The sequence below is a fragment of the Vibrio sp. 10N.222.48.A3 genome (assembly GCF_041475345.1).
In the GTDB taxonomy this organism is placed as follows: domain Bacteria; phylum Pseudomonadota; class Gammaproteobacteria; order Enterobacterales; family Vibrionaceae; genus Vibrio; species Vibrio tasmaniensis_A.
Window position 1 is genome coordinate 1 of sequence record NZ_JBFRVX010000322.1, and the last position, 18387, is coordinate 18387.

At 44.1% G+C, this 18387-nt stretch carries 18 protein-coding genes; 12 read left to right on the forward strand and 6 right to left on the reverse strand.

Annotated features, from left to right (window positions below):
- From AB4653_RS10185 to AB4653_RS10220, 8 genes are all read left to right on the forward strand, one after another.
- Positions 1–1592: EAL domain-containing protein (locus AB4653_RS10185; RefSeq protein WP_372104062.1), on the forward strand; the 1592-nt coding region annotated here is incomplete at its 5' end.
- Between the two features lie 226 nt (positions 1593–1818).
- The gene (locus tag AB4653_RS10190) at positions 1819–2190 is read left to right on the forward strand and encodes a GntR family transcriptional regulator (RefSeq protein ID WP_012601023.1); all 372 of its coding nucleotides are present in this window, start codon (positions 1819–1821) and stop codon (positions 2188–2190) included.
- Positions 2187–3041: an ABC transporter ATP-binding protein gene (locus AB4653_RS10195; RefSeq protein WP_009844747.1), complete on the forward strand. Its 855-nt coding sequence runs from the start codon at positions 2187–2189 to the stop codon at positions 3039–3041. The genes AB4653_RS10190 and AB4653_RS10195 overlap by 4 nt, the downstream gene beginning before the upstream one ends.
- Positions 3041–3898, forward strand: a complete 858-nt coding sequence (locus AB4653_RS10200) for a hypothetical protein (protein WP_009844746.1) — start codon at positions 3041–3043, stop codon at positions 3896–3898. Before AB4653_RS10195 ends, AB4653_RS10200 begins: the two co-directional genes overlap by 1 nt.
- Before the next feature lie 984 nt (positions 3899–4882).
- Positions 4883–5170, forward strand: coding sequence for a putative quinol monooxygenase (locus AB4653_RS10205; RefSeq protein ID WP_032555117.1), 288 nt, complete (start codon positions 4883–4885; stop codon positions 5168–5170).
- Positions 5170–5757: a nucleotidyltransferase family protein gene (locus AB4653_RS10210; protein ID WP_009844744.1), complete on the forward strand. Its 588-nt coding sequence runs from the start codon at positions 5170–5172 to the stop codon at positions 5755–5757. Before AB4653_RS10205 ends, AB4653_RS10210 begins: the two co-directional genes overlap by 1 nt.
- 76 nt (positions 5758–5833) lie before the next feature.
- Positions 5834–6361 carry a DUF4823 domain-containing protein gene (locus AB4653_RS10215; protein WP_009844743.1) on the forward strand — a complete coding sequence of 176 codons (528 nt, stop codon included), beginning with the start codon at positions 5834–5836 and terminating at the stop codon, positions 6359–6361.
- Between the two features lie 261 nt (positions 6362–6622).
- Entirely contained in the window at positions 6623–7060 is a 438-nt protein-coding gene (locus tag AB4653_RS10220) for a bifunctional diaminohydroxyphosphoribosylaminopyrimidine deaminase/5-amino-6-(5-phosphoribosylamino)uracil reductase RibD (RefSeq protein ID WP_009844742.1), read from the forward strand.
- Between the two features lie 17 nt (positions 7061–7077).
- Here AB4653_RS10220 and AB4653_RS10225 read toward each other — a convergent pair whose 3' ends face one another.
- A complete protein-coding gene (locus AB4653_RS10225; protein ID WP_009844741.1) occupies positions 7078–7530 on the reverse strand; it encodes an NUDIX pyrophosphatase in 453 nt (150 codons plus the stop codon).
- Between the two features lie 291 nt (positions 7531–7821).
- Here AB4653_RS10225 and AB4653_RS10230 point away from each other — a divergent pair, with 291 nt between their 5' ends.
- The 3 genes from AB4653_RS10230 to AB4653_RS10240 all read left to right on the forward strand — a co-directional run bounded on the left by AB4653_RS10230 (position 7822) and on the right by AB4653_RS10240 (position 11601).
- Positions 7822–9534: an RluA family pseudouridine synthase gene (locus AB4653_RS10230; protein ID WP_009844740.1), complete on the forward strand. Its 1713-nt coding sequence runs from the start codon at positions 7822–7824 to the stop codon at positions 9532–9534.
- A gap of 202 nt (positions 9535–9736) precedes the next feature.
- On the forward strand, positions 9737–10117 hold the full coding sequence (locus AB4653_RS10235) for a hypothetical protein (protein WP_009844739.1): 381 nt from the start codon (positions 9737–9739) through the stop codon (positions 10115–10117).
- A 323-nt stretch (positions 10118–10440) separates the two neighbouring features.
- Positions 10441–11601 (forward strand): multidrug effflux MFS transporter, encoded by a 1161-nt coding sequence (locus tag AB4653_RS10240; protein ID WP_032554992.1) that lies wholly within the window; start codon positions 10441–10443, stop codon positions 11599–11601.
- A gap of 65 nt (positions 11602–11666) precedes the next feature.
- Here the strand turns inward: AB4653_RS10240 and AB4653_RS10245 are convergent, their stop codons facing one another.
- The gene (locus AB4653_RS10245; protein ID WP_009844737.1) at positions 11667–12599 is read right to left on the reverse strand and encodes a GlxA family transcriptional regulator; all 933 of its coding nucleotides are present in this window, start codon (positions 12597–12599) and stop codon (positions 11667–11669) included.
- A gap of 89 nt (positions 12600–12688) precedes the next feature.
- On the opposite strand from AB4653_RS10245, the gene AB4653_RS10250 reads away from it, so the two are divergent.
- Positions 12689–13249, forward strand: a complete 561-nt coding sequence (locus AB4653_RS10250) for a cysteine hydrolase family protein (protein ID WP_009844736.1) — start codon at positions 12689–12691, stop codon at positions 13247–13249.
- 143 nt (positions 13250–13392) lie between these two features.
- On the opposite strand, the gene AB4653_RS10255 is transcribed toward AB4653_RS10250, so the two are convergent.
- The 4 genes from AB4653_RS10255 to AB4653_RS10270 form a co-directional block, all read right to left on the reverse strand.
- Positions 13393–14751 (reverse strand): Na+/H+ antiporter NhaC family protein, encoded by a 1359-nt coding sequence (locus AB4653_RS10255; protein WP_009844735.1) that lies wholly within the window; start codon positions 14749–14751, stop codon positions 13393–13395.
- Positions 14752–14942: 191 nt separating this feature from the next.
- Complete coding sequence (locus AB4653_RS10260; protein WP_009844734.1) at positions 14943–15707, reverse strand: fumarylacetoacetate hydrolase family protein; 765 nt, start codon at positions 15705–15707, stop codon at positions 14943–14945.
- 67 nt (positions 15708–15774) lie between these two features.
- Positions 15775–16827, reverse strand: a complete 1053-nt coding sequence (locus AB4653_RS10265) for an MBL fold metallo-hydrolase (protein ID WP_102250233.1) — start codon at positions 16825–16827, stop codon at positions 15775–15777.
- Between the two features lie 183 nt (positions 16828–17010).
- A partial coding sequence (locus tag AB4653_RS10270; protein ID WP_372104066.1) for an ABC transporter substrate-binding protein occupies positions 17011–18387 on the reverse strand: 1377 nt, incomplete at its 5' end.

An 18387-nucleotide genomic window follows, 5' to 3' on the forward strand; every position in this document is an offset into this window, starting at 1 on the left:
ATTCATCGATATCAAACCCTCAATCTGCTAGAGATGTTGAAAAGTCATTTAAATTACACTTCGATGAAGAGTTCAGTTTATACGCTTTAAAGAATATTATTGCTTCGATAAGAAAAAAGTATAGAAATCTGTGTAAGAAAGCCAAAATTAACAATAATAGTGAACTTATCTCGAACCTTTATAAGGTTGGTTATTTTATCGATCTAGATAAAAGTACAACCAACCGTATAACACCAAAATACAACATCAACCAATTCAAGCTCAGCCATATCGAGATGTTGAAGCTGATGCTCAACACTTACCAAAAAGAGTTGATCAGAGGCTTTATAGCCGTTTGTACCGTTTCTTCATTTTTTTTGTTCGTTGTCTACTTCTTCCAAATCCTTTATACAACGAAAATTGCAGATGAATACAGTAAAAACGCAAAGCAAATAGTAGAGGAAGTAATGAACTATGGCTGTGATAGCGAAGTTGCAGTGTACGCATTGAGGCACTCACTTAACCTTGATTCTGTTTTGATGACAACGCCTTATGGTTCATGCTACATATCCAAAACACAATCAAAAATGGTTGAACTAGACCAAATTGAAAACTTTGACGATAGCCTAGATTTTGCTTATTCACGCTTCTCAGACCCCAAAGAGGACATCGAACTCATTGCGCGTATTTCTAAATGGTCTATTGAAGCTAGATATAAGAACTCATTACTCCCTCTTTTGGTTGATTCAGTTTCCATACAAAAAAATGGTCACTACATATTAAACCTAGGCGAAAACAGTCAGCCTATTTATCAAGCCCCACTTCCAACCGGTGCAACCATCACTTTCTACAGTGATGATATTGTGCTTCTGTGGGTCATTTTTTCTCTGGTGATCGCCACGCTACTTTATCGCTCATATATTCTTGGCTTTGGCATTTACCTGCTTCGTTGGCGACACATATCCTTCGAGGAAGAGCCCATAATCAACACTGACGACAATAGCGTTTTATATTACGAGTTATTGTCTAGAGTGCGTAACGTAGGCGTTCTGAGTTTCATCAACACCATGAGACGTACTAATTTGTTGACCTTTCATACTATTTTAATCATTGAAACAGTAAAAAAAGCGAAGTTGGACAACAGCCATGATATCTACGGTGTCAATGTGTGCCCGAGTGCGTTGGTGGGATCTAACTTTACAAAGCTCAAAGAGCATTTAGTCACGATGGAAGCGAATGAGTTTGTCGTAGAAATAACAGAGTATTCAAACATTGGCTATGGCTATGAGGTCATCGACAACATCAAAATGATCAAAGATCTTGGAATCACCATCGCGCTAGACGACTTTGGTACAGGTAACAACAACATTGAAATAATTAGTGCTATCTCTCCGACCTACCTAAAACTGGATCGTTGTTTTGTTAAAGACATTGAGTCAGGAGATTATCATCAAGGAGTATTGCTTAATATATCGGAGATTGGACGCTTATCAAACATCACGATGATTTATGAAGGTGTCGAGACGCGCAGGCAGCAATATATCTTATGTCAGTTAGGCTACAACCTACATCAAGGTTATCTGTACAGTAGACCTAGTCACTCGGAGGAGTAATTATCTACCACCTCATTTAAATATTGATGACCTCCCTTTTCTTGTTTAATTGCCATTGATCATACAACGACTTGAGAGCCCACAAGGAAGTAGGCTTCAAGCGTTCTCATAACCCAATACATTTCTCTCAAACATAAAAATATACTCTTCATTTTTATAAAAACCTTGCCAATCTGAATAAAAAGTTTAGTGTTATACACATGTATATCACCATGCAGTTTTAATTATGACCGAATGGAAAGACGACCAACCGATCTTTAGGCAGCTAGCGGCAAAGATCAGTGACCAAATTCTTCAAGGTGTTTGGTTAGAGCAACAAGCACTGCCCTCTGTGCGTGCGGTTGCCGCCGATCTCAAGATCAACCACCTTACTGTCATGAAAAGCTACCAGTTACTGGTGGATGAAGGCTTGGTAGAGAAAAAACGCGGCCAAGGTATGTATGTCGCAGAAGGGGCACTTCAAAAATTGAAAGAGTCCGCACATCAATCATTCATCAACACACAGATCCCAGCCATCGCTGAGACGCTAGGCATCATTGATATGAGTGTCGAAGAACTCGTGAAACAGCTAGAACAACATATAAAGGACAAGTCATGAGTACTTTACTTTCAGTGAAAAACGTAACCAAAACCTATTCAAATCAAGTGGGTGTCGAGAACATCAGCTTTGAGTTAAAACCGGGGCAAGTGCTTGGTCTGCTAGGCCACAATGGCGCAGGGAAATCGACTCTGATCAAATCACTGCTTGGCGGACACAGCTATCAAGGTGAGATAGAAGTTAACGGCTATCACCCTATCCACCAGCATGCAGAACTCATGTTGCACCTGTCGTACATTTCAGATGTTAATGTGCTACCCGAGTGGATGACCGTTAAACAACTGCTTCGATACACCCAAGGCGTGCACCCAAGCTTCAACAAGCAAAAAGCAGAACAGACGTTAAGTAGCACCAACATTAAGCTGTCTTCAACGATCAAACAGCTTTCTAAAGGGATGAAGGTACAACTTCACCTTGCAATCATTATCGCGACCGACACTCAAGTGTTGATCTTAGATGAGCCAACGCTAGGTCTAGATCTGCTCTACCGCGATACTTTTTATCGCCACCTCCTAGAGTGGTTCCATGACGGCGAACGCGCGATGATCATTGCCAGCCATGAGGTTTCAGAGATTGAACACCTATTAACGGATGTGTTGATTCTGAAACAAGGCCATTGTGTGCTGCAAAAGAGCATGGAAGACATCGAGAACGACTATTTCATTATCGATGTCGCAAACAACCACTCAAGCGAAATCCAGAAACTTAATCCACTGACCTCACAACCTGGGCTAGGAACCACTAAATGGTTATTGGAAGGCCAATACAAAGCGCAAGTTGAATCATTGGGTAACATCTACAACGTTGGTCTCGCAGACCTATTCCTTGCAACACAGACGGAGAAGGCATAATGCACCCAACTTTTTATATGCTAGAAAAAGAACTGATCGAGCACAAAATTAACACTCGATTACCTCTATTTATCGCGTTATGTGGTTTCTTGCTGTTCGTTAGTTTGTTTTTCAATGGCGTAGCGCAGCATGAGTTCTTCTTCCAAATGGAAGTGAATGGCGACGTGAGCGACATCCACAGAGAGTTTGCACAAGACCTCAACTCAGTGATCTACTTTGGTGCTGGCCTTATTTCACTCATACTTTCAACGCTTTACATCCCTAAAACACTGCGTAAAGAGCGCCAAGAAGGCAGTTCGATGTTTTGGAGAAGTATGCCAGTATCCAATGCCATGACTCACGGCGTTAAGCTAGGCTTCGGTCTAGTGGTTATTCCGGCTATCTGCGCGCTATTAGTTCTATTCGCTGACTTCCTATTCTGGATATTGAACGTCTCAAGCGAACAACAATTGGCATTGATAGTAGAGCAGCAATCACTGTTTTATGTGCTGAGCAATTGGTTGGTATTCTTTGGGCGAATGATGTTAGTTGCACTGGTTTTATTGCCACTAGCAACCGTTACCCTGGCAATTTCGCAGTTAGTGAATTCTCCACTGCTTGTCATTTTTATCTCAAGCTATGCGATTAAGTTACTCTCGGTCGCCGTATTTGGATTCTATGGCATCAATGACTTCTTCTCTCTCATCGCATCACTACCAATAAAGGTACTAACGGCGAGCAACCCATTCAGTGCGATTGCAGAAGCGCCGGTTTTGTCTTTGGGTATTTATGTACTGATTGGTGTTGGCGGGTGTCTACTGAGCTTGAAGCTAAATAGAACGGACGATGTGAGTTTGAAGACGCTGTTCCATCGATAGAGTCACTTATTCTGAACTCTCAACGGGTAACCAAATCAGATATCAAAATCTAAATCAAAGCTTCTGAGAAATCGGGAGCTTTTTTATTGGCCGCTGTTTTATTGTTAGGTGCTTTGAATTCTAACAACGGTTTTCGTGATAGAGGCAAAGGTACGGATTGGTGGTTGGTTTTGGTTTTGCTTCAGAGTGCTGAGCGGGTAAAGATAAACTAGGAGGTATTAATGAGCTGACATTGAATTGCATTACTGTTAATGCCTGCCAGCTCTTTGGGGGGTAATTTCTTTAGTCGCCGACCAGATGAAGGTCCTTGAGAGTGCTATTGAAATCGGTTTGTTGCGTTTTACATTTGATTAAGCTGTTCAGCTTTTTTAAAGCTTTACGATTTAAAGCTTATTTCTTTGAAGCTTCTTTCGCTGTGTCTTTCCAGTATTGGATGCGAACGCGATGAAGCTGTGCTCTTCTCATTTTTTTCATAAGGGATATTTCCTTTTCTTTATCTGCTCTTCATGAGCTATTTTTATTGCCTACCATTCGAATCTAACGGTGTTTGATGGCCAGATCAATGATACAAGTCACAAAATATATAGAGTTTCGAGTACCATTTACATCAAAGTATGACCTAGTTATCAACTATGGCTCAATTCAATCTATTAAGCCGTTGTTCGAAATTTAGATTAGTTATCTCAGATGACAAATTCATTTCAGTATCAATACAGTTCAGTGATACGTATTTAATAGACCGGACTAACACAGATTTAGTTCCCAATAATTTGTCTTTCCTACTCCTACCATTAACTGGCCTTTCTCGCGTAATACTTGTCTCCCTCCCAATTAAAGTTACGTTGTAACTTGCGTGCTTTTTGTATTGACTATTTTTTATTCACACAGGCCTATACGACACAAACTCAAAATGGGATTATGTTTGTAACGGAAGAGCTTTTAATAGAAAAAGACAGTAATGGATAAAATCAAATGGACGTGATCATGAGTAAAGTCATTCTACAAGGGCATATTCTTGTGCCAGACAACGACCTAGAAGCCGTCACACAAGCGCTGGTTGTTCATAAGGAACTCACACTCTCAGAACCCGGTTGTATCGTGTTTCGAGTCAGTCAAAGCTCACTTCAACCTAATCGTTTTGAAGTGTATGAAGAATTCACTAGCCGTGAGGCGTTTGAAGCGCACCAACAGCGAGTAAAAACGTCTGAATGGGGTGAAACCTCCAAGAACGTGACACGTCATTACCAAGTCACCGACGTTCCGACATCATAATGATACGTCCGCTAGCCAACCACATCGTCACGTTGATCAAACAAGATCCCTTACGAATGCAGGTTTTAGACTGTGTCGATCAGCTGGATTTACCGCAGTGCTATGTCGCTGCGGGCTTTGTGAGAAACCTAGTTTGGGACGACCTACATGGTTATGCTTCCCCGACTCCACTTAATGATATTGATGTGATCTACTTTGATCCTATTGATACCTTCTACGAATCGGGTCTTAGATACGAGGCTCTACTTCAACAACGGTTGCCTGAATTAAATTGGCAAGTTCGCAATCAAGCCAACATGCATACTCGAAACGAGGATGAGCCCTATCAAAGCTCATTGGATGCGATGCGTTACTGGCCAGAGAAAGAAACCGCAGTCGCCGTCAAGCAAAGCCCGACAGGGGAAATCGAGTGCATTTCGGCTTTTGGTTTAGAGAGTTTGTTTGATTTAAAGATCACACCGAATCCCAATCGCAGCAGAGACGTGTTTGATCAACGAGTTCAGTCTAAAAACTGGTTAACTCATTGGCCGAAGTTAACTATTGGTTGTTTGAGTCTCAAAGGGTCCTTTGTCGCTCGTACTAATTAGTCGCAAGTTTTATACATTAATATGTTTAATATAAACTATGGTTAATATTAACTCACATCCATATAAGGTAGCTATTATGTCGATTTTACGTGCGTTACTGATACTTATAAGCTTAGTTATCATTGGGTGTGCTGATACACATAAACTTCAGGTTACGGATGTAAACTCGACAGCTAAATTTGAAACAAGTGATTCAGTTTTAATCGGCCGCTCAAAGAATGGGGAGTATGGGAAGCACTATTATTCAGGCTCAGGACTAATGGTGAGTAAAGCTCTTCAATCAGAGTTATTCACAAAACTAAACAACGTCGCAATCGCTAACCAAGCAGCTGACTACAATTTTGTCCTTGAATATGCGAAAAGCAATGAGTTCGACTACTTAATTTTTCCTACCATATTACACTGGGAAGATCGCGCGACTGAATGGTCAGCAAAGCCAGATAAAGTAAGCGTAAAAATTACAGTTGTTGATGTTAAAACAAAAGTAATTATTAAGTCTGGCATAATCGAAGGAAAAAGCGGGCTAGCTACCTTTGGCGGTGACCACCCACAAGATTTATTGTCAGAGCCGGTCAGCGAATTTATGGCTAGCCTATTAAATTAATTATCGTGGTGATTCAATAATTGAGCTCTATTGCGTAGACAACATCAACTCTACCTTATGACACCGTAGTTAGCATGGTTAACCTATGTCGAATCAAACTTTGCCTCTGTAAAACCATTGACTAAAAGCCCAATCAGATCGAACATGCCCCCACTTGCTTAGCTTATCAATTTATTAGCTTAGTAAGTTAGTAACTAACCAACTCATCAACCGCGCGTGGCGACTAGCAGCTACGCTCTCTCGTCATACTGAGTAACGACCATGAACCAACAATACATGCTGCAAGCTCTTGAAGCTTCGCGCCAAGCCCTACCCGATTGCCAACCAAACCCGCCTGTGGGTTGTGTTTTGGTGAAAAACGATAAGGTGGTGTCTGTTGGATATACGCAAAAGGTCGGTGGAAACCACGCCGAGGTTGAAGCACTGAATGGCTATGACTGCGAAACGGATGGAGAAATGGAAGGCGTTACCGCTTACGTAACTTTAGAGCCATGTTCATTTGTTGGCAGAACACCCGCTTGCGCCAGTACATTGGTTAAAGCAGGTGTAAAACACGTAGTAGTGGCGATGCTAGACCCAGACCCTCGCAATAATGGTCGTGGTGTGGCGATACTCGAGTCGCACGGCGTGAAAGTCGATGTAGGGTTATGCCAAGAACAGGTAAACGCCTTTTTAACCCCGTATCTTGGTAAGTCCTAGATCTTAAACAGCCAGTGCTAATTCAATTTCACTCGGTAAAGCGGATTGCCTGGCTTATCGACAAAATACGACCAAATATGATCGTAGACGGCATGTTGGTTGGGGAACGGCGCAAGTGCTTTCGCTTCCTCTAAATCGCACCAGCGGTACTCTGTATGTTCGTCATTCAGTTCAATCGCTTGGTTGGGTGGGCATAGCACCGCAAACAGAGGGATTAGCTGAATCACATTAACGTGAGCCTCGTAAAACTGCTCCAGAAACTGCGCGTTATACAAAGCTTCCACTTTAATTTGGGTCTCTTCTTCAAACTCGCGCACGATAGCCTGCCAGCCTGTTTCACCCGCTTCAATCGAGCCTGCGACGTGACACCAAAACTCGCCCTTTACACGCTTCATTAATAGCATTTTCATTTGTCCGTCGATCTCTGAAAGAGCGACACCGGAGACAATCGAAGTATTGAGTGGAATCATAACGTTACCTTAGTTTTCATAAGAGGGCGGCAAGGCTACCACCCTTCGTTTGTGAAGTTACCTTCTATGATTAAAAACGAGAAGTTACTCATCAATTAATGAAGTTCAAGCCATAACTCATGGGTTCCGTGTTAACCGTCTCGCTTAGCTATCCAGTAATAGAACCATTTCTTATTTGAGGCGCTTTTCGATAAAGAGTAGAATCGCCGCCTTGTACTGTGTTTAAAACCTTTAAACATACACAGTAGACTCACAACCATTTATCACCACGATATAAGTATTAATACGACTATGCACTCATCAAAACCAACGCACGACTCAGAAAACAGCCATACTCCTGAGCATTGCTTCACTCGTTTTCAACAGCCGATCGAGTCATATTCGTTGCCTGAGCGTTTCACATTCCCGTTCTATTATGAACCGCATCCACTGTGTGAAATCGCCTCTCATCAGCTTCAACAATATCTAGAAACGCAAACCGATTGGCAACATGACTTCGGCTTAGATTCTGACGCAGGTCGCGGCAAAATGTTTGGTGTGTTACTGGTGAAAAGCCCTGAAGGTGAGCTTGGTTACTTCTCTGCTTTCTCTGGAAAAATCGCCGACCAAAACCTACTGCATCACTTTGTTCCGCCCGTATTCGACATGTTGAGTAGCGACAGCTTTTTCCATCAAGACACGGCCGACATGATGGCTGTGAATGCGAAATTTAAAGCGCTGCAAGCAAACGCTGATTACCTTGAACTGTGCGAGCAACTGGCACAACAAAAAGCACAAGCTGAACAAGAGATTGAAGCTCAGCGTTTATTAATTATAGAAGGCCGAAAAACACGTAAAGAACAACGCGAACAATGTAAAGAAAACCTTGATGAGCAAGCCTTCGAACAGCTAAATAACGAGCTAAACAAAGCCAGTGTTGCCGACAAGAACCAACAGAAGTATCTAAAACTCAACTGGGAACAGACTCTGCAAGTGTTGCAGGCTAAAGTTGATGTGTTCACGACTCAACTGGCTGAGCTAAAAGAGCAAAGAGCACACCTTTCTCATCAGCTTCAGCACAAACTGTTTTCACAATACGCTTTCCAGAATGCGGAAGGTAACATTGAGGATCTCAACCAGATCTTTGAAGACACCCCAAACAAGATACCACCAGCGGGTTCTGGCGAATGTGCCGCTCCCAAGCTGCTGCAATACGCGTATTTGAACGGTTACACACCGCTGGCATTGGCTGAATTTTGGTGGGGTCGTTCACCGAAATCGGAAATCCGTAAGCACAAGAAATACTACGCGTCTTGCCAAAGTAAGTGTGTACCGATTTTAGGCCATATGATGAAAGGCTTGGAAGTCGATCCCAACCCATTGCTAGAGAACCCAGCAGAAGGCAAAGACCTCGATATCCTGTTCCAAGACGATCACATCGTTGTGGTACACAAACCAGCAGGTTTTCTATCCGTACCGGGTAAAACCATAAAAGATTCGGCCTACACTCGTGTTCAAGAAATGCATCCCGATGTTGAAGGGCCATTTGTTATCCACCGCTTGGATATGGCGACCTCTGGCATTCTAATATTTGCGCTTACACGACGTGCGAACAAAAGCCTACAGAAGCAGTTCATTACTCGTGAAGTTGAGAAGCGTTACGTGGCAATGATAGAAGGCGTTTTAGAGCAAGATGAAGGTTATGTTCGCTTACCACTACGTGGAGATTTATACGATCGTCCTCGTCAGATTGTCTGCTTCGAACACGGCAAGCCTGCTGAAACGAAATGGGAAGTGATTGAGCGAAGCCAAGACACAACAAAGGTTTATCTGCACCCGAAAACGGGCCGCACACACCAATTACGTGTTCACTGTTCACATGAAGAAGGGCTTAACATGCCTATCGTTGGTGACGGCTTATATGGCAACAAAGCCGACCGACTGCACCTACACGCAGAAAGGCTAGCACTACACCACCCAGTCACCAAAGAGTGGATGGAGTTCCAGTTCGACGCCGAATTCTAAGCGTTAAGACTACTTTCTGCGTTAAGCCTATTTTCTGCGTTGAGCCTAGGAGATAAACCAGAGTCACAAACCATTTGTGACTCTGACTCCCTCTTTCTCCTACCCCTTTCGGATAATTCACCACGCTTATTGCACTACATCAAGGTCCACTTTGTTGTGAGGAGTAGCATGCGCCTCTTCTTCTTTCCTTGAGGCCTTTGATATGTCATCAGCTGCTTTGAATATACAACCCAACACAACGACTTCTTCCGTGATCGCTTCGCAAGCACTAAGCTTGAAACCACTCACAAACAAAAAGCCAGACTTAAACTCGGCAATGCTCAATCTAATTAAAGAAGTTAAAAACGAACTCCCTCTTTACGAGTCGGAGACGTTTATCTGTGGACCGAAAGGAAACTGCTCTGGTTGCTCTAAGAAATTATTGGAGATGGTCGACAGTGAATTGATGTACTGGGAACACAGTATTTCAATCGGCCAAGGCCCTAACTTCGAAGAATTACGCCGTTTTGGTAAGCTATGCAGTAGTGTTAGACGCGGCCTAGAACGCAACGGCTTGGTAGAAAAGCGCCCAAAGAAAAGATAACCAGCTAACTCACAGCTACTACAAGCTTTCGATGAGCATTACAAACTATCTATCCGCACTACAATCTATCGATCATCATTGCAATCTAACCTAGTCACTAACAGGTTGAACTCGTTCACTATAAGAGTGATAATATTTTGTAATACAATAAGTACCAAGACAAACCATTAGAGATTTTCCGCCAAGTTCTTGAGCGAATCCATCCTTCATGTCTAGCGTGTCTTAAACCTTCTGAAAGCCAACATCACATCCATTAAAAGCCCTTTATTGGATAGCGGGGAAATACCTTGAAGAAACCACAACCAATACTGGGTAAGACCGGTATGCTATTTTTCCTCGTCATCATCAGTGCGTTTCCTCCATTGACCATCGACCTGTATTTGCCAGCCCTTCCGCAAATGGTTGAGGTGTTCAATACCGACCAATCGATGGTCAACCTAACCCTGAGCAGCTACTTCGTGACCTATGCGGTTGGCCTGTTGTTCTGGGGACCGCTCAGCGAAAAGTTTGGACGTAAGCCGATTCTACTCATTGGCATCGCAAGCTATATGGTGGCGAGCGTATTATGTGCCATGACCAACAGCATTGAGCAGTTGATTGGTGCCCGTATATTCCAAGCCTTTGCGGGCAGTGCCATCACCGTTATCGCAACCGCCATCGTGAAAGACCTTTATGACGGCCGAGAACGTGAAAAGATCATGGCGACTATCATGTCACTGGTGATCATCGCGCCAATGGTTGCGCCTGTATTTGGTGCCTTCTTACTGAAAATTGCGTCTTGGCGAATGATGTTCGTCACCCTCGCCATTTTTGGTGCATTTGCGTCAGTTTTAGCTTGCTGCTATCGAGAAACACTCGAAACCAAATACCAAGGTTCTATGTTCCGCTCATGGGGAAGGATGGGCGTGGTCATGAAAAACCGCTCGTTCCTCAAGCTGCTGGTCATTTTCTCTATCATACCGATGGCATTGATGGGCTTTCTTGCGGCGGGTTCTTATATCTACATCGATCACTTTGGATTGACCGAACAACAGTTTAGTTACGCGTTCGCATTCAATGCATTGTGCGCCTCATTTGGCCCAACAATTTATATGAAGTTGTCCTACAGAATATCAGTTCAAAAGGTCATCTCTGGATGTTTTGCTTTATTGGCGATAGCAGGAATCTTTACCCTAACCATCGGCGACTTGTCCCCTTGGTTCTTTATGTTTATCGCAGCACCAGCGACGCTGATGGTTATCATCATGCGAGTACCGGGCACCAACTTAATGCTGAACCAGCAAGATCATGACACGGGCTCTGCCGTCGCATTGATTCAGTTCTTTAGCATGATTTGTGGTTCACTTGGTATGGTGTTGGTTTCAATCCGCCCAGAGTCGCTGATTGAAAACCTCGGCTTTATCCAATTATCCATCGGTACGCTAGGCGGCCTGATGTGGCTAATGGTCAGAAACAAAGAGTATGTGACTAAGAAACTGAATTAGGCCCCTTCAAGATGATCACTGACTGTACGAGTCGATAAACATGAGGAATGGTGAGTATTAAAAAATCATTCCTCAGAGAGAAATCTAGAACGAAATCTTGATGGTGTTAAGCCGATGATTTTCATGAAGACTTTTCGGAAGCTGTTTACGTCCTCATAACCAACCAAATAGCTGATCTGCTCTACCGGTTTATGAGAGCTTTCCAATAACTCGCATGCGCTTTGAATACGTACGTGTTGGATATAATTGATAGGCGTAAAACTGGTCGCTTTAGTAAATTGTCGGATAAAGGTTCTTCGTGTCATGAAGGCTTCTTCTGCCAATTGATCGAGCGACAAAGGGAGATGATGATGCTTCTGAATAAAACGCTGCACCGACACAATCTTGTCATTGCCGTGAGCATAGTTCGGCACAAAACTCTGATAGTAGCGCTGCTCTCTCAAGCCCGTATCAAGCACCAAATATTTACCTAGATTACGAGTGTTGGTCGGTGTCGTGTATTTGGTCAGGATAAACAAAGCGAGATCCATCCACGACATCAAACCACCAGCGGTCATCACATCCGCATCATCAATCAAGATTTTGTCGATATCGACTGCGATCTGTGGGTAAAGCTCCGTAAACTTCTGCTGCGCTTGCCAGTGCGTGGTCACGGTTCGCCCTTCTAACAAACCTGTTTTCGCCAAAATGAACACGCCGGCACAAGCTGAGCAAAGTATCGCCCCCCTTTGGTGAGACTCAATCAGGTACTCAAGCAAGGTGTCACTCGGCTCTAGATAGTAACAACCATCTAAATTCGGTGGGAGTATGATGATATCGGCGTTCGACACGCTAACACTGTCATGCGCTTGGATCTGAACGTTGAATTGAGTCTTCTCAGGCGAAGGTTCAAGAGAATTTGCCATCTGCAGAAACTCTTTCACGCCAAACACGGCACTTTGCAGAGAGCCTGGGTAGTCGATGATTTCGACCACAACTGATTTTGTCACTATTGCCATAGAGTCTGTCATTTTTGACGTGCGATAAAAACTACAGAGTATTCATAATACCCCTACACCGCAACACACTAAATACAAAGGTATAGAATATGAAGAACACTGCACTACTACTTATCGACTTTCAAAATGACTATTTCCCTTCATACGAGGGCGCAAAATGGGCGCTGTCTGAAACAGAGCAAGCAGCAGAAAAAGGTGCACAGTTATTATCCGCTTTCAGAGACAAGCAACTTCCTGTGGTTCATGTACGTCATGAGTTTCCGACGGTTGATGCTCCGTTCTTCTTACCAGAATCAGACGGTGCTCAAATCCACAGCAGCGTGACTCCGCTAGAGGGTGAACCTGTTATCATAAAGCATCAAATCAATAGCTTTAGAGATACTGAACTGAACAAGGTGCTAAAAGATCAAGGCATTGAGAAACTGATCATCGTTGGCGCAATGAGCCACATGTGTATTGATGCAGTGACTCGTGCGGCTACCGATTTTGGCTACGAATGCCACGTAGCGCATGACGCTTGCACAACCTTAGACATGGAGTTCAATGGCGTTAAGGTTCCAGCAGCTCATGTCCATGCCGCTTTCATGGCAGCGCTTAGCTTTGGTTACTGCAATGTCGCAACGGCCAGCGAGCTTGAAAGCCAACTTTAGTCAGACTCAAAACCGTCCACATGGGCGGTTTTGTCTATATTCAAATCAGAATTAGCTTCCAAACAATTCTTTCAGGCGCAAAAAAGGCCCCTTTCGGAGCCTTCTTATTAGAGTCTGAGATCACTCAACTTGAACAATTGCTACTAAGCTTGAGCCACTTGACGCGCTGGGTGTTTGATAAACACAGCAACCACAGCCACGATTGCAAGAGCAAAACAGTAGTACGAGTTAGCTACAATATCCAAAGGCGATAGGTTAAATACCGAACCTAATAGCAATACCTGCGCACCGTAAGGCAACACGCCTTGAATCACACACGAGAAGATATCCAATAAGCTCGCTGAGCGACGAGGAGATACATCGTTCTCTTCAGCTAATTGGCGAGCAACACTACCAGACACAATGATTGCTACCGTGTTGTTTGCCGTACATAGGTTCACCATTGATACCAAGCCTGCAATGCCTAGCTCACTTGCGCGGCCATTTGCTTGCTTAGAGTGTGAAGAACCAAACGCACGAATCACACCACTTACTAAGTTAGTCAGGAACGCTAATCCACCTTGACGACGCATGAGCTCACTCAAACCGCCAATTAGCATCGACAATAAGAAAATCTCCTGCATGTTGCCGAAGCCTGCGTAGATGTCTTGAGCGTAATCAGTCATACCGTAGTTCTCAACAGAACCTAGGCTCACTCCACCCGCTAGCAAGATACCAATCGTCAACACAACGAATACATTCATGCCCGATACCGCAAGGATTAGGATAGTGATGTACGGAAGTACTTTCAGCCACTCGATTGGACCCGTTTCAGGCACCTGAGTCGCTGTGCTGTTGAAAGCAAAGATAACAATCGCGATAAGTGCAGCAGGCAGTGCAATACGGATGTTCTCTTTAAACTTGTCTCTCATCTCACAGCCTTGCGAGCGTGTCGCGGCAATCGTGGTATCAGAGATGATAGACAGGTTGTCACCAAACATAGCGCCACTTAGCACCACGCCAGCGGTTAGAGGAATGCTCATGCCAGCTGAGTCAGCAATGCCTAGCGCAACAGGGGCTACCGCAGCGATAGTACCCATAGATGTGCCCATTGCGGTCGCAATGAAAGCTGAAATTAGGAAGATACCCGGTAGGATCATGCTTGTCGGAATCGCCGATAGACCTAGGTTTACCGTCGCGTCCACGCCACCAGACGCTTTAGCCACAGCCGCAAAAGCACCCGCCAATAGGTAGATCATACACATTGCGATAATGTCTTTGTGACCTACTCCACCTAAGAATTGTTCGATAGCGCGGTTCAATTTATCTTTGCTTAGCAACAACGCTAACATCACAGCAGGCAAAGCTGCAATTGGAGCTGGAAGCTGATAGAAAGCAAAATCGACGCCTTGCAGCGACAAGTACGTACCTACGCCAATAAACAACGATAGGAACACGATAAGAGGGATAAGCGCAACTGCCGAAGGGGCAATTACCGCATTAGAATTTTTTGAATTGGACATGGAACATCAACGCAATAGAACAGGAAGATGAGCAGACTAATGTCACACTTAGAGGTTGTCAACGTCTAGACGTCTAAACGCCCAATTTAATGCAAAGTAATAAGCACGCCATTGAACATCACATAATAGAAAAGGCTATTTACTAACCAAGTAAGCAGCCTTTGGATAACAGATCATGTAAGCAGAAAGCTTTATAACTTTTGTTTAAATATCACTTCATATTCGCCTAACTCGTCATAACGTACTGTCGTTAGTTGATCGAATTCGACTTCAACAACACCACAATATGACCCGGTAATAATGGCCTCACCCGCTTCGAAGCTAACACCGCGTTGAGTCATAGTGTTAATCAGCCAATAGATAGGAGTTTGTGGTAGTGAGTTTGGGTGCTTACCAGAGAAGGCTTGCACTTTCTCATCTTGAGTAATAGTAATCTCAAAGTTCGCTGCTGCAAAAGCGCTCTCTTTACTAAGCTCAGGACCAAGAAACAAACCTTGATTAGCTAAGCCATCGGCCAACACCTCATAGAACTCTACGCCACTATCATCAGCAAAGCGGGATTGAATAAGCTCTAAAGCCATGCGACACGAACCGATAGCCTCATTAACTTGCTCTTCAGTGTAACCATTGGAATTTGCTGGTAAAGGCTTGGCCAAGACAAAAGCAATTTCAGGTTCAATACGAACTACTCCGTTATCCGAAAAAGCCTCGCATTCAGAACCAAACTGAACGCTATCTTCGAAAATAGGCGCAACGATCAACTTCTCTTCGCTCAATGGCAACAGGCATTTCCAACCACCGACTTTACTGCGGTGAAGGTCAACCATTGATGCTTGAATGTGTAAAGAATCTTCAAGGTTGTTCGGGCGAAATTGCTCACTCATTCGCGCTGCTTTCATACCAGCAACTCGGTAGCTTAGTAACTCTTTTGCCGCTTGTTTAAACTTACTTTGCATGTCTTATCACCCTGAAATTATAGGGCTTTATAATACTGAAATTTATAGCTTGTGGGTAGGCATCCAATTACAGTTTCCACCATGCCTGAACAGGTACGGGCTCTGAGATCACCAAACGTTCACCCATCACAGGGCTTACCATTTGTACATCTCGCTCTTTGCTTATCGCCAGTGCTTGTTCCATTGGGTCTTGCCAATCGTGCATAGAAAGGTCGAAGGTACTGTTGTGGATTGGCATCATCACCTTACCTTGCAGATCAATGTGTGCCTGAACACTCTGTTCTGGGAACATATGAATATCCGCCCAAAGTGAATTGTATGCGCCCGTTTCGACCATGGTTAAATCAAACGGCCCGTAGCGCTCACCAATCTCTTTAAAGCCGCTGAAGTAACCGGAGTCACCGCTAAAGAAGACTTTCTTGTCTGAAGCGTTAATAACCCAGCTACCCCACAGTGTTTGGTCACGATCAAGCAAGCCACGTCCAGAGAAGTGCTGTGTCGGCGTCAAAGTAAACTCAATGTCTGAGGCCGTTGCCGATTCCCACCAGTTCAACTCGATGATCTTTGCTTTATCCACGCCCCACTTTTCAAGTAGCGCTCCGACTCTAAGTGGCACCAAGAATGTCCCTACTTTGTCGGCTAATACTTTAACCGCACCTTTATCTAAATGGTCGTAGTGATCATGGCTGATCACCACCACATCAATATCAGGCAGTTCTTGCAGTGAGATTGGTGTCGGATGAAAACGTTTTGGCCCCATCCATTGCACGGGTGATGCACGATCACTGAACACAGGGTCAGTCATCACTAGCTTCCCATCCAGTTTCATCATCACACTGGAGTGACCTAAGCGGTAAGCAACGTCGTCTTGTTCTTCGATCAATTGCTCAGCTGTCATTGGAATCAAAGGCAATGCAGCGCGCGGCACGGGCTCATTCCTTTCCACTGTCACGTATGCTTTCAAGATTGAAAAAATATCAGACATACCCGATTTGTATTCCAGCTCACTGTTAACAAACTTCTTCGGAAGCTTATCTAGATTGTCATTTGATTGTGAACCTGTGCTTACGATAGCGACCACGGCAAGTACTCCTAAAATCGGTAATAGATATTTTTTCATTGGTATCTCTTTAATCATTGGGTCTATCCCAACGCAAAAACTACACCGACTAGTTTACATACCAAAATTAAAAAGTAAACCAATGAGTGTAATTTTTAATTTACCTAGACGTGAGCATGCCAAAGTCGATTTTGGAGAAACCGACTTTGAAAACGAGCTAACTTAGTTATTTAGTAAGAAAGGCTAATCAGCAGACCATACATTTTTGAAGTCAGGCCATCCCCAGTTGGTGATAGCGACGTTTTTCAAAATGCCTTGGAAACGCACGGTTTGTAGGTGATGGAACATAGGCACTAACCAATAATCAGAAATCAACGTCGATGCAACGGGCTCCAACTCAGCCAAGTAATTCGGCAGTTCAACCGATGCTTTGTGCTGATCTAAGCGCTGTTTGAGCCAATCACTGTTCATCTCTCCCAAAGCAGAGTGCAAAACAGGATCATTCATCATCCACGAAAACAGCGAAGACGGGGCATTATCATCGAGATTCAGGTTACACAGCACCAGATCCTCCTTTAACTCTCCACTCTGAGAGAGCTGCGCCAATTCTCGGAAGCTGTAGGTATTCACCTCCACTTCCACGCCATATCGCTTGAGTATGTCTGACACACAGATAGCACATCGATAGAGCGCATAGTAATTGTAAACGGCGATGCTCATCTTTTTCGGCAGTTGCGTCTCTTTCGCAGGCATTCGATACAAATCCTGCCAACTTGGCAGTATGTTTTGAGCTAAAGAGACACTAAACAAACCCTTATTACGTTCCAACTGAGACAAAATCGCTTGTGGGTTGGTCAGTTCTGAAAGGTATTTTCGCTGCTCATTATTTAGTGGACTAGCCGCTGAGTTCTGATTGAATAGGATAAACAGACACCCATCCTCGACTCGGCTACGAAGGCCATCAGTTTCAGCCGACACCAGCTTCGCGTCGCTTTTTCCGAGTTGATGAAAACAAGACGAATCTTCATAAGGTGACACCTGCATTTGGCTGTCATCAAAGCGAGCACTGCCCGTCATCGACTCTTCGAATTGCCAAATCGTCACTTCATCCGTCAGGGAACGACACCCGTAATAGTGTTCGAACGCGGCAAGTTTGATACGTTCGTTATTAACCTCAACCACTTTAAATGGGCCGGTTCCAATCACGGCATGAGACACCGAATTTAAGGGCGATGGCTCACGAGTCACTTGCGCAGCAGGTTGAATCGAATACTTAACGCCAGCCAATAAGCCCGCGAAGCCGGTGTCGGCTTTGGTCAATTGAAAGCTGATCCTTAACGGCTGTTCACTGTAAACCGAAGCTACATGGGCTAACTCTGTCTGATAGAAAGGTAGCGGTTGTAAGGCGGTAAACAACGACACGAGCTGCTTGGCGTCAACGGGTTGGCCATCGTGAAAGGTTAAGCCGGGGCGCAAATAGAAGGTCCAAACTAATTTTTCAGCATCATATTCCCAATGGTGCGCCAGTTCAGGCTTCAACTTGCCCTTGCCATTACAAGTGACGAGGCAACTGAACACTTGCCTGATCAAAAAGCGTTCGCTACTGCGGTGAATATGATG

Excerpts from the sequence above, each read along its gene's own strand:
- AB4653_RS10230 (WP_009844740.1), top strand. The coding sequence starts at position 7,822 with ATGCACTCATCAAAACCAACGCACGACTCAGAAAACAGCCATACTCCT.
- AB4653_RS10190 (WP_012601023.1), top strand. The coding sequence starts at position 1,819 with ATGACCGAATGGAAAGACGACCAACCGATCTTTAGGCAGCTAGCGGCA.
- AB4653_RS10265 (WP_102250233.1), bottom strand. The coding sequence starts at position 16,827 with ATGAAAAAATATCTATTACCGATTTTAGGAGTACTTGCCGTGGTCGCT.
- AB4653_RS10200 (WP_009844746.1), top strand. The coding sequence starts at position 3,041 with ATGCACCCAACTTTTTATATGCTAGAAAAAGAACTGATCGAGCACAAA.
- AB4653_RS10235 (WP_009844739.1), top strand. The coding sequence starts at position 9,737 with ATGTCATCAGCTGCTTTGAATATACAACCCAACACAACGACTTCTTCC.
- AB4653_RS10245 (WP_009844737.1), bottom strand. The coding sequence starts at position 12,599 with ATGGCAATAGTGACAAAATCAGTTGTGGTCGAAATCATCGACTACCCA.
- AB4653_RS10260 (WP_009844734.1), bottom strand. The coding sequence starts at position 15,707 with ATGCAAAGTAAGTTTAAACAAGCGGCAAAAGAGTTACTAAGCTACCGA.
- AB4653_RS10240 (WP_032554992.1), top strand. The coding sequence starts at position 10,441 with ATGCTATTTTTCCTCGTCATCATCAGTGCGTTTCCTCCATTGACCATC.
- AB4653_RS10195 (WP_009844747.1), top strand. The coding sequence starts at position 2,187 with ATGAGTACTTTACTTTCAGTGAAAAACGTAACCAAAACCTATTCAAAT.
- AB4653_RS10215 (WP_009844743.1), top strand. The coding sequence starts at position 5,834 with ATGTCGATTTTACGTGCGTTACTGATACTTATAAGCTTAGTTATCATT.
- AB4653_RS10205 (WP_032555117.1), top strand. The coding sequence starts at position 4,883 with ATGAGTAAAGTCATTCTACAAGGGCATATTCTTGTGCCAGACAACGAC.
- AB4653_RS10250 (WP_009844736.1), top strand. The coding sequence starts at position 12,689 with ATGAAGAACACTGCACTACTACTTATCGACTTTCAAAATGACTATTTC.
- AB4653_RS10210 (WP_009844744.1), top strand. The coding sequence starts at position 5,170 with ATGATACGTCCGCTAGCCAACCACATCGTCACGTTGATCAAACAAGAT.
- AB4653_RS10220 (WP_009844742.1), top strand. The coding sequence starts at position 6,623 with ATGAACCAACAATACATGCTGCAAGCTCTTGAAGCTTCGCGCCAAGCC.
- AB4653_RS10225 (WP_009844741.1), bottom strand. The coding sequence starts at position 7,530 with ATGATTCCACTCAATACTTCGATTGTCTCCGGTGTCGCTCTTTCAGAG.
- AB4653_RS10255 (WP_009844735.1), bottom strand. The coding sequence starts at position 14,751 with ATGTCCAATTCAAAAAATTCTAATGCGGTAATTGCCCCTTCGGCAGTT.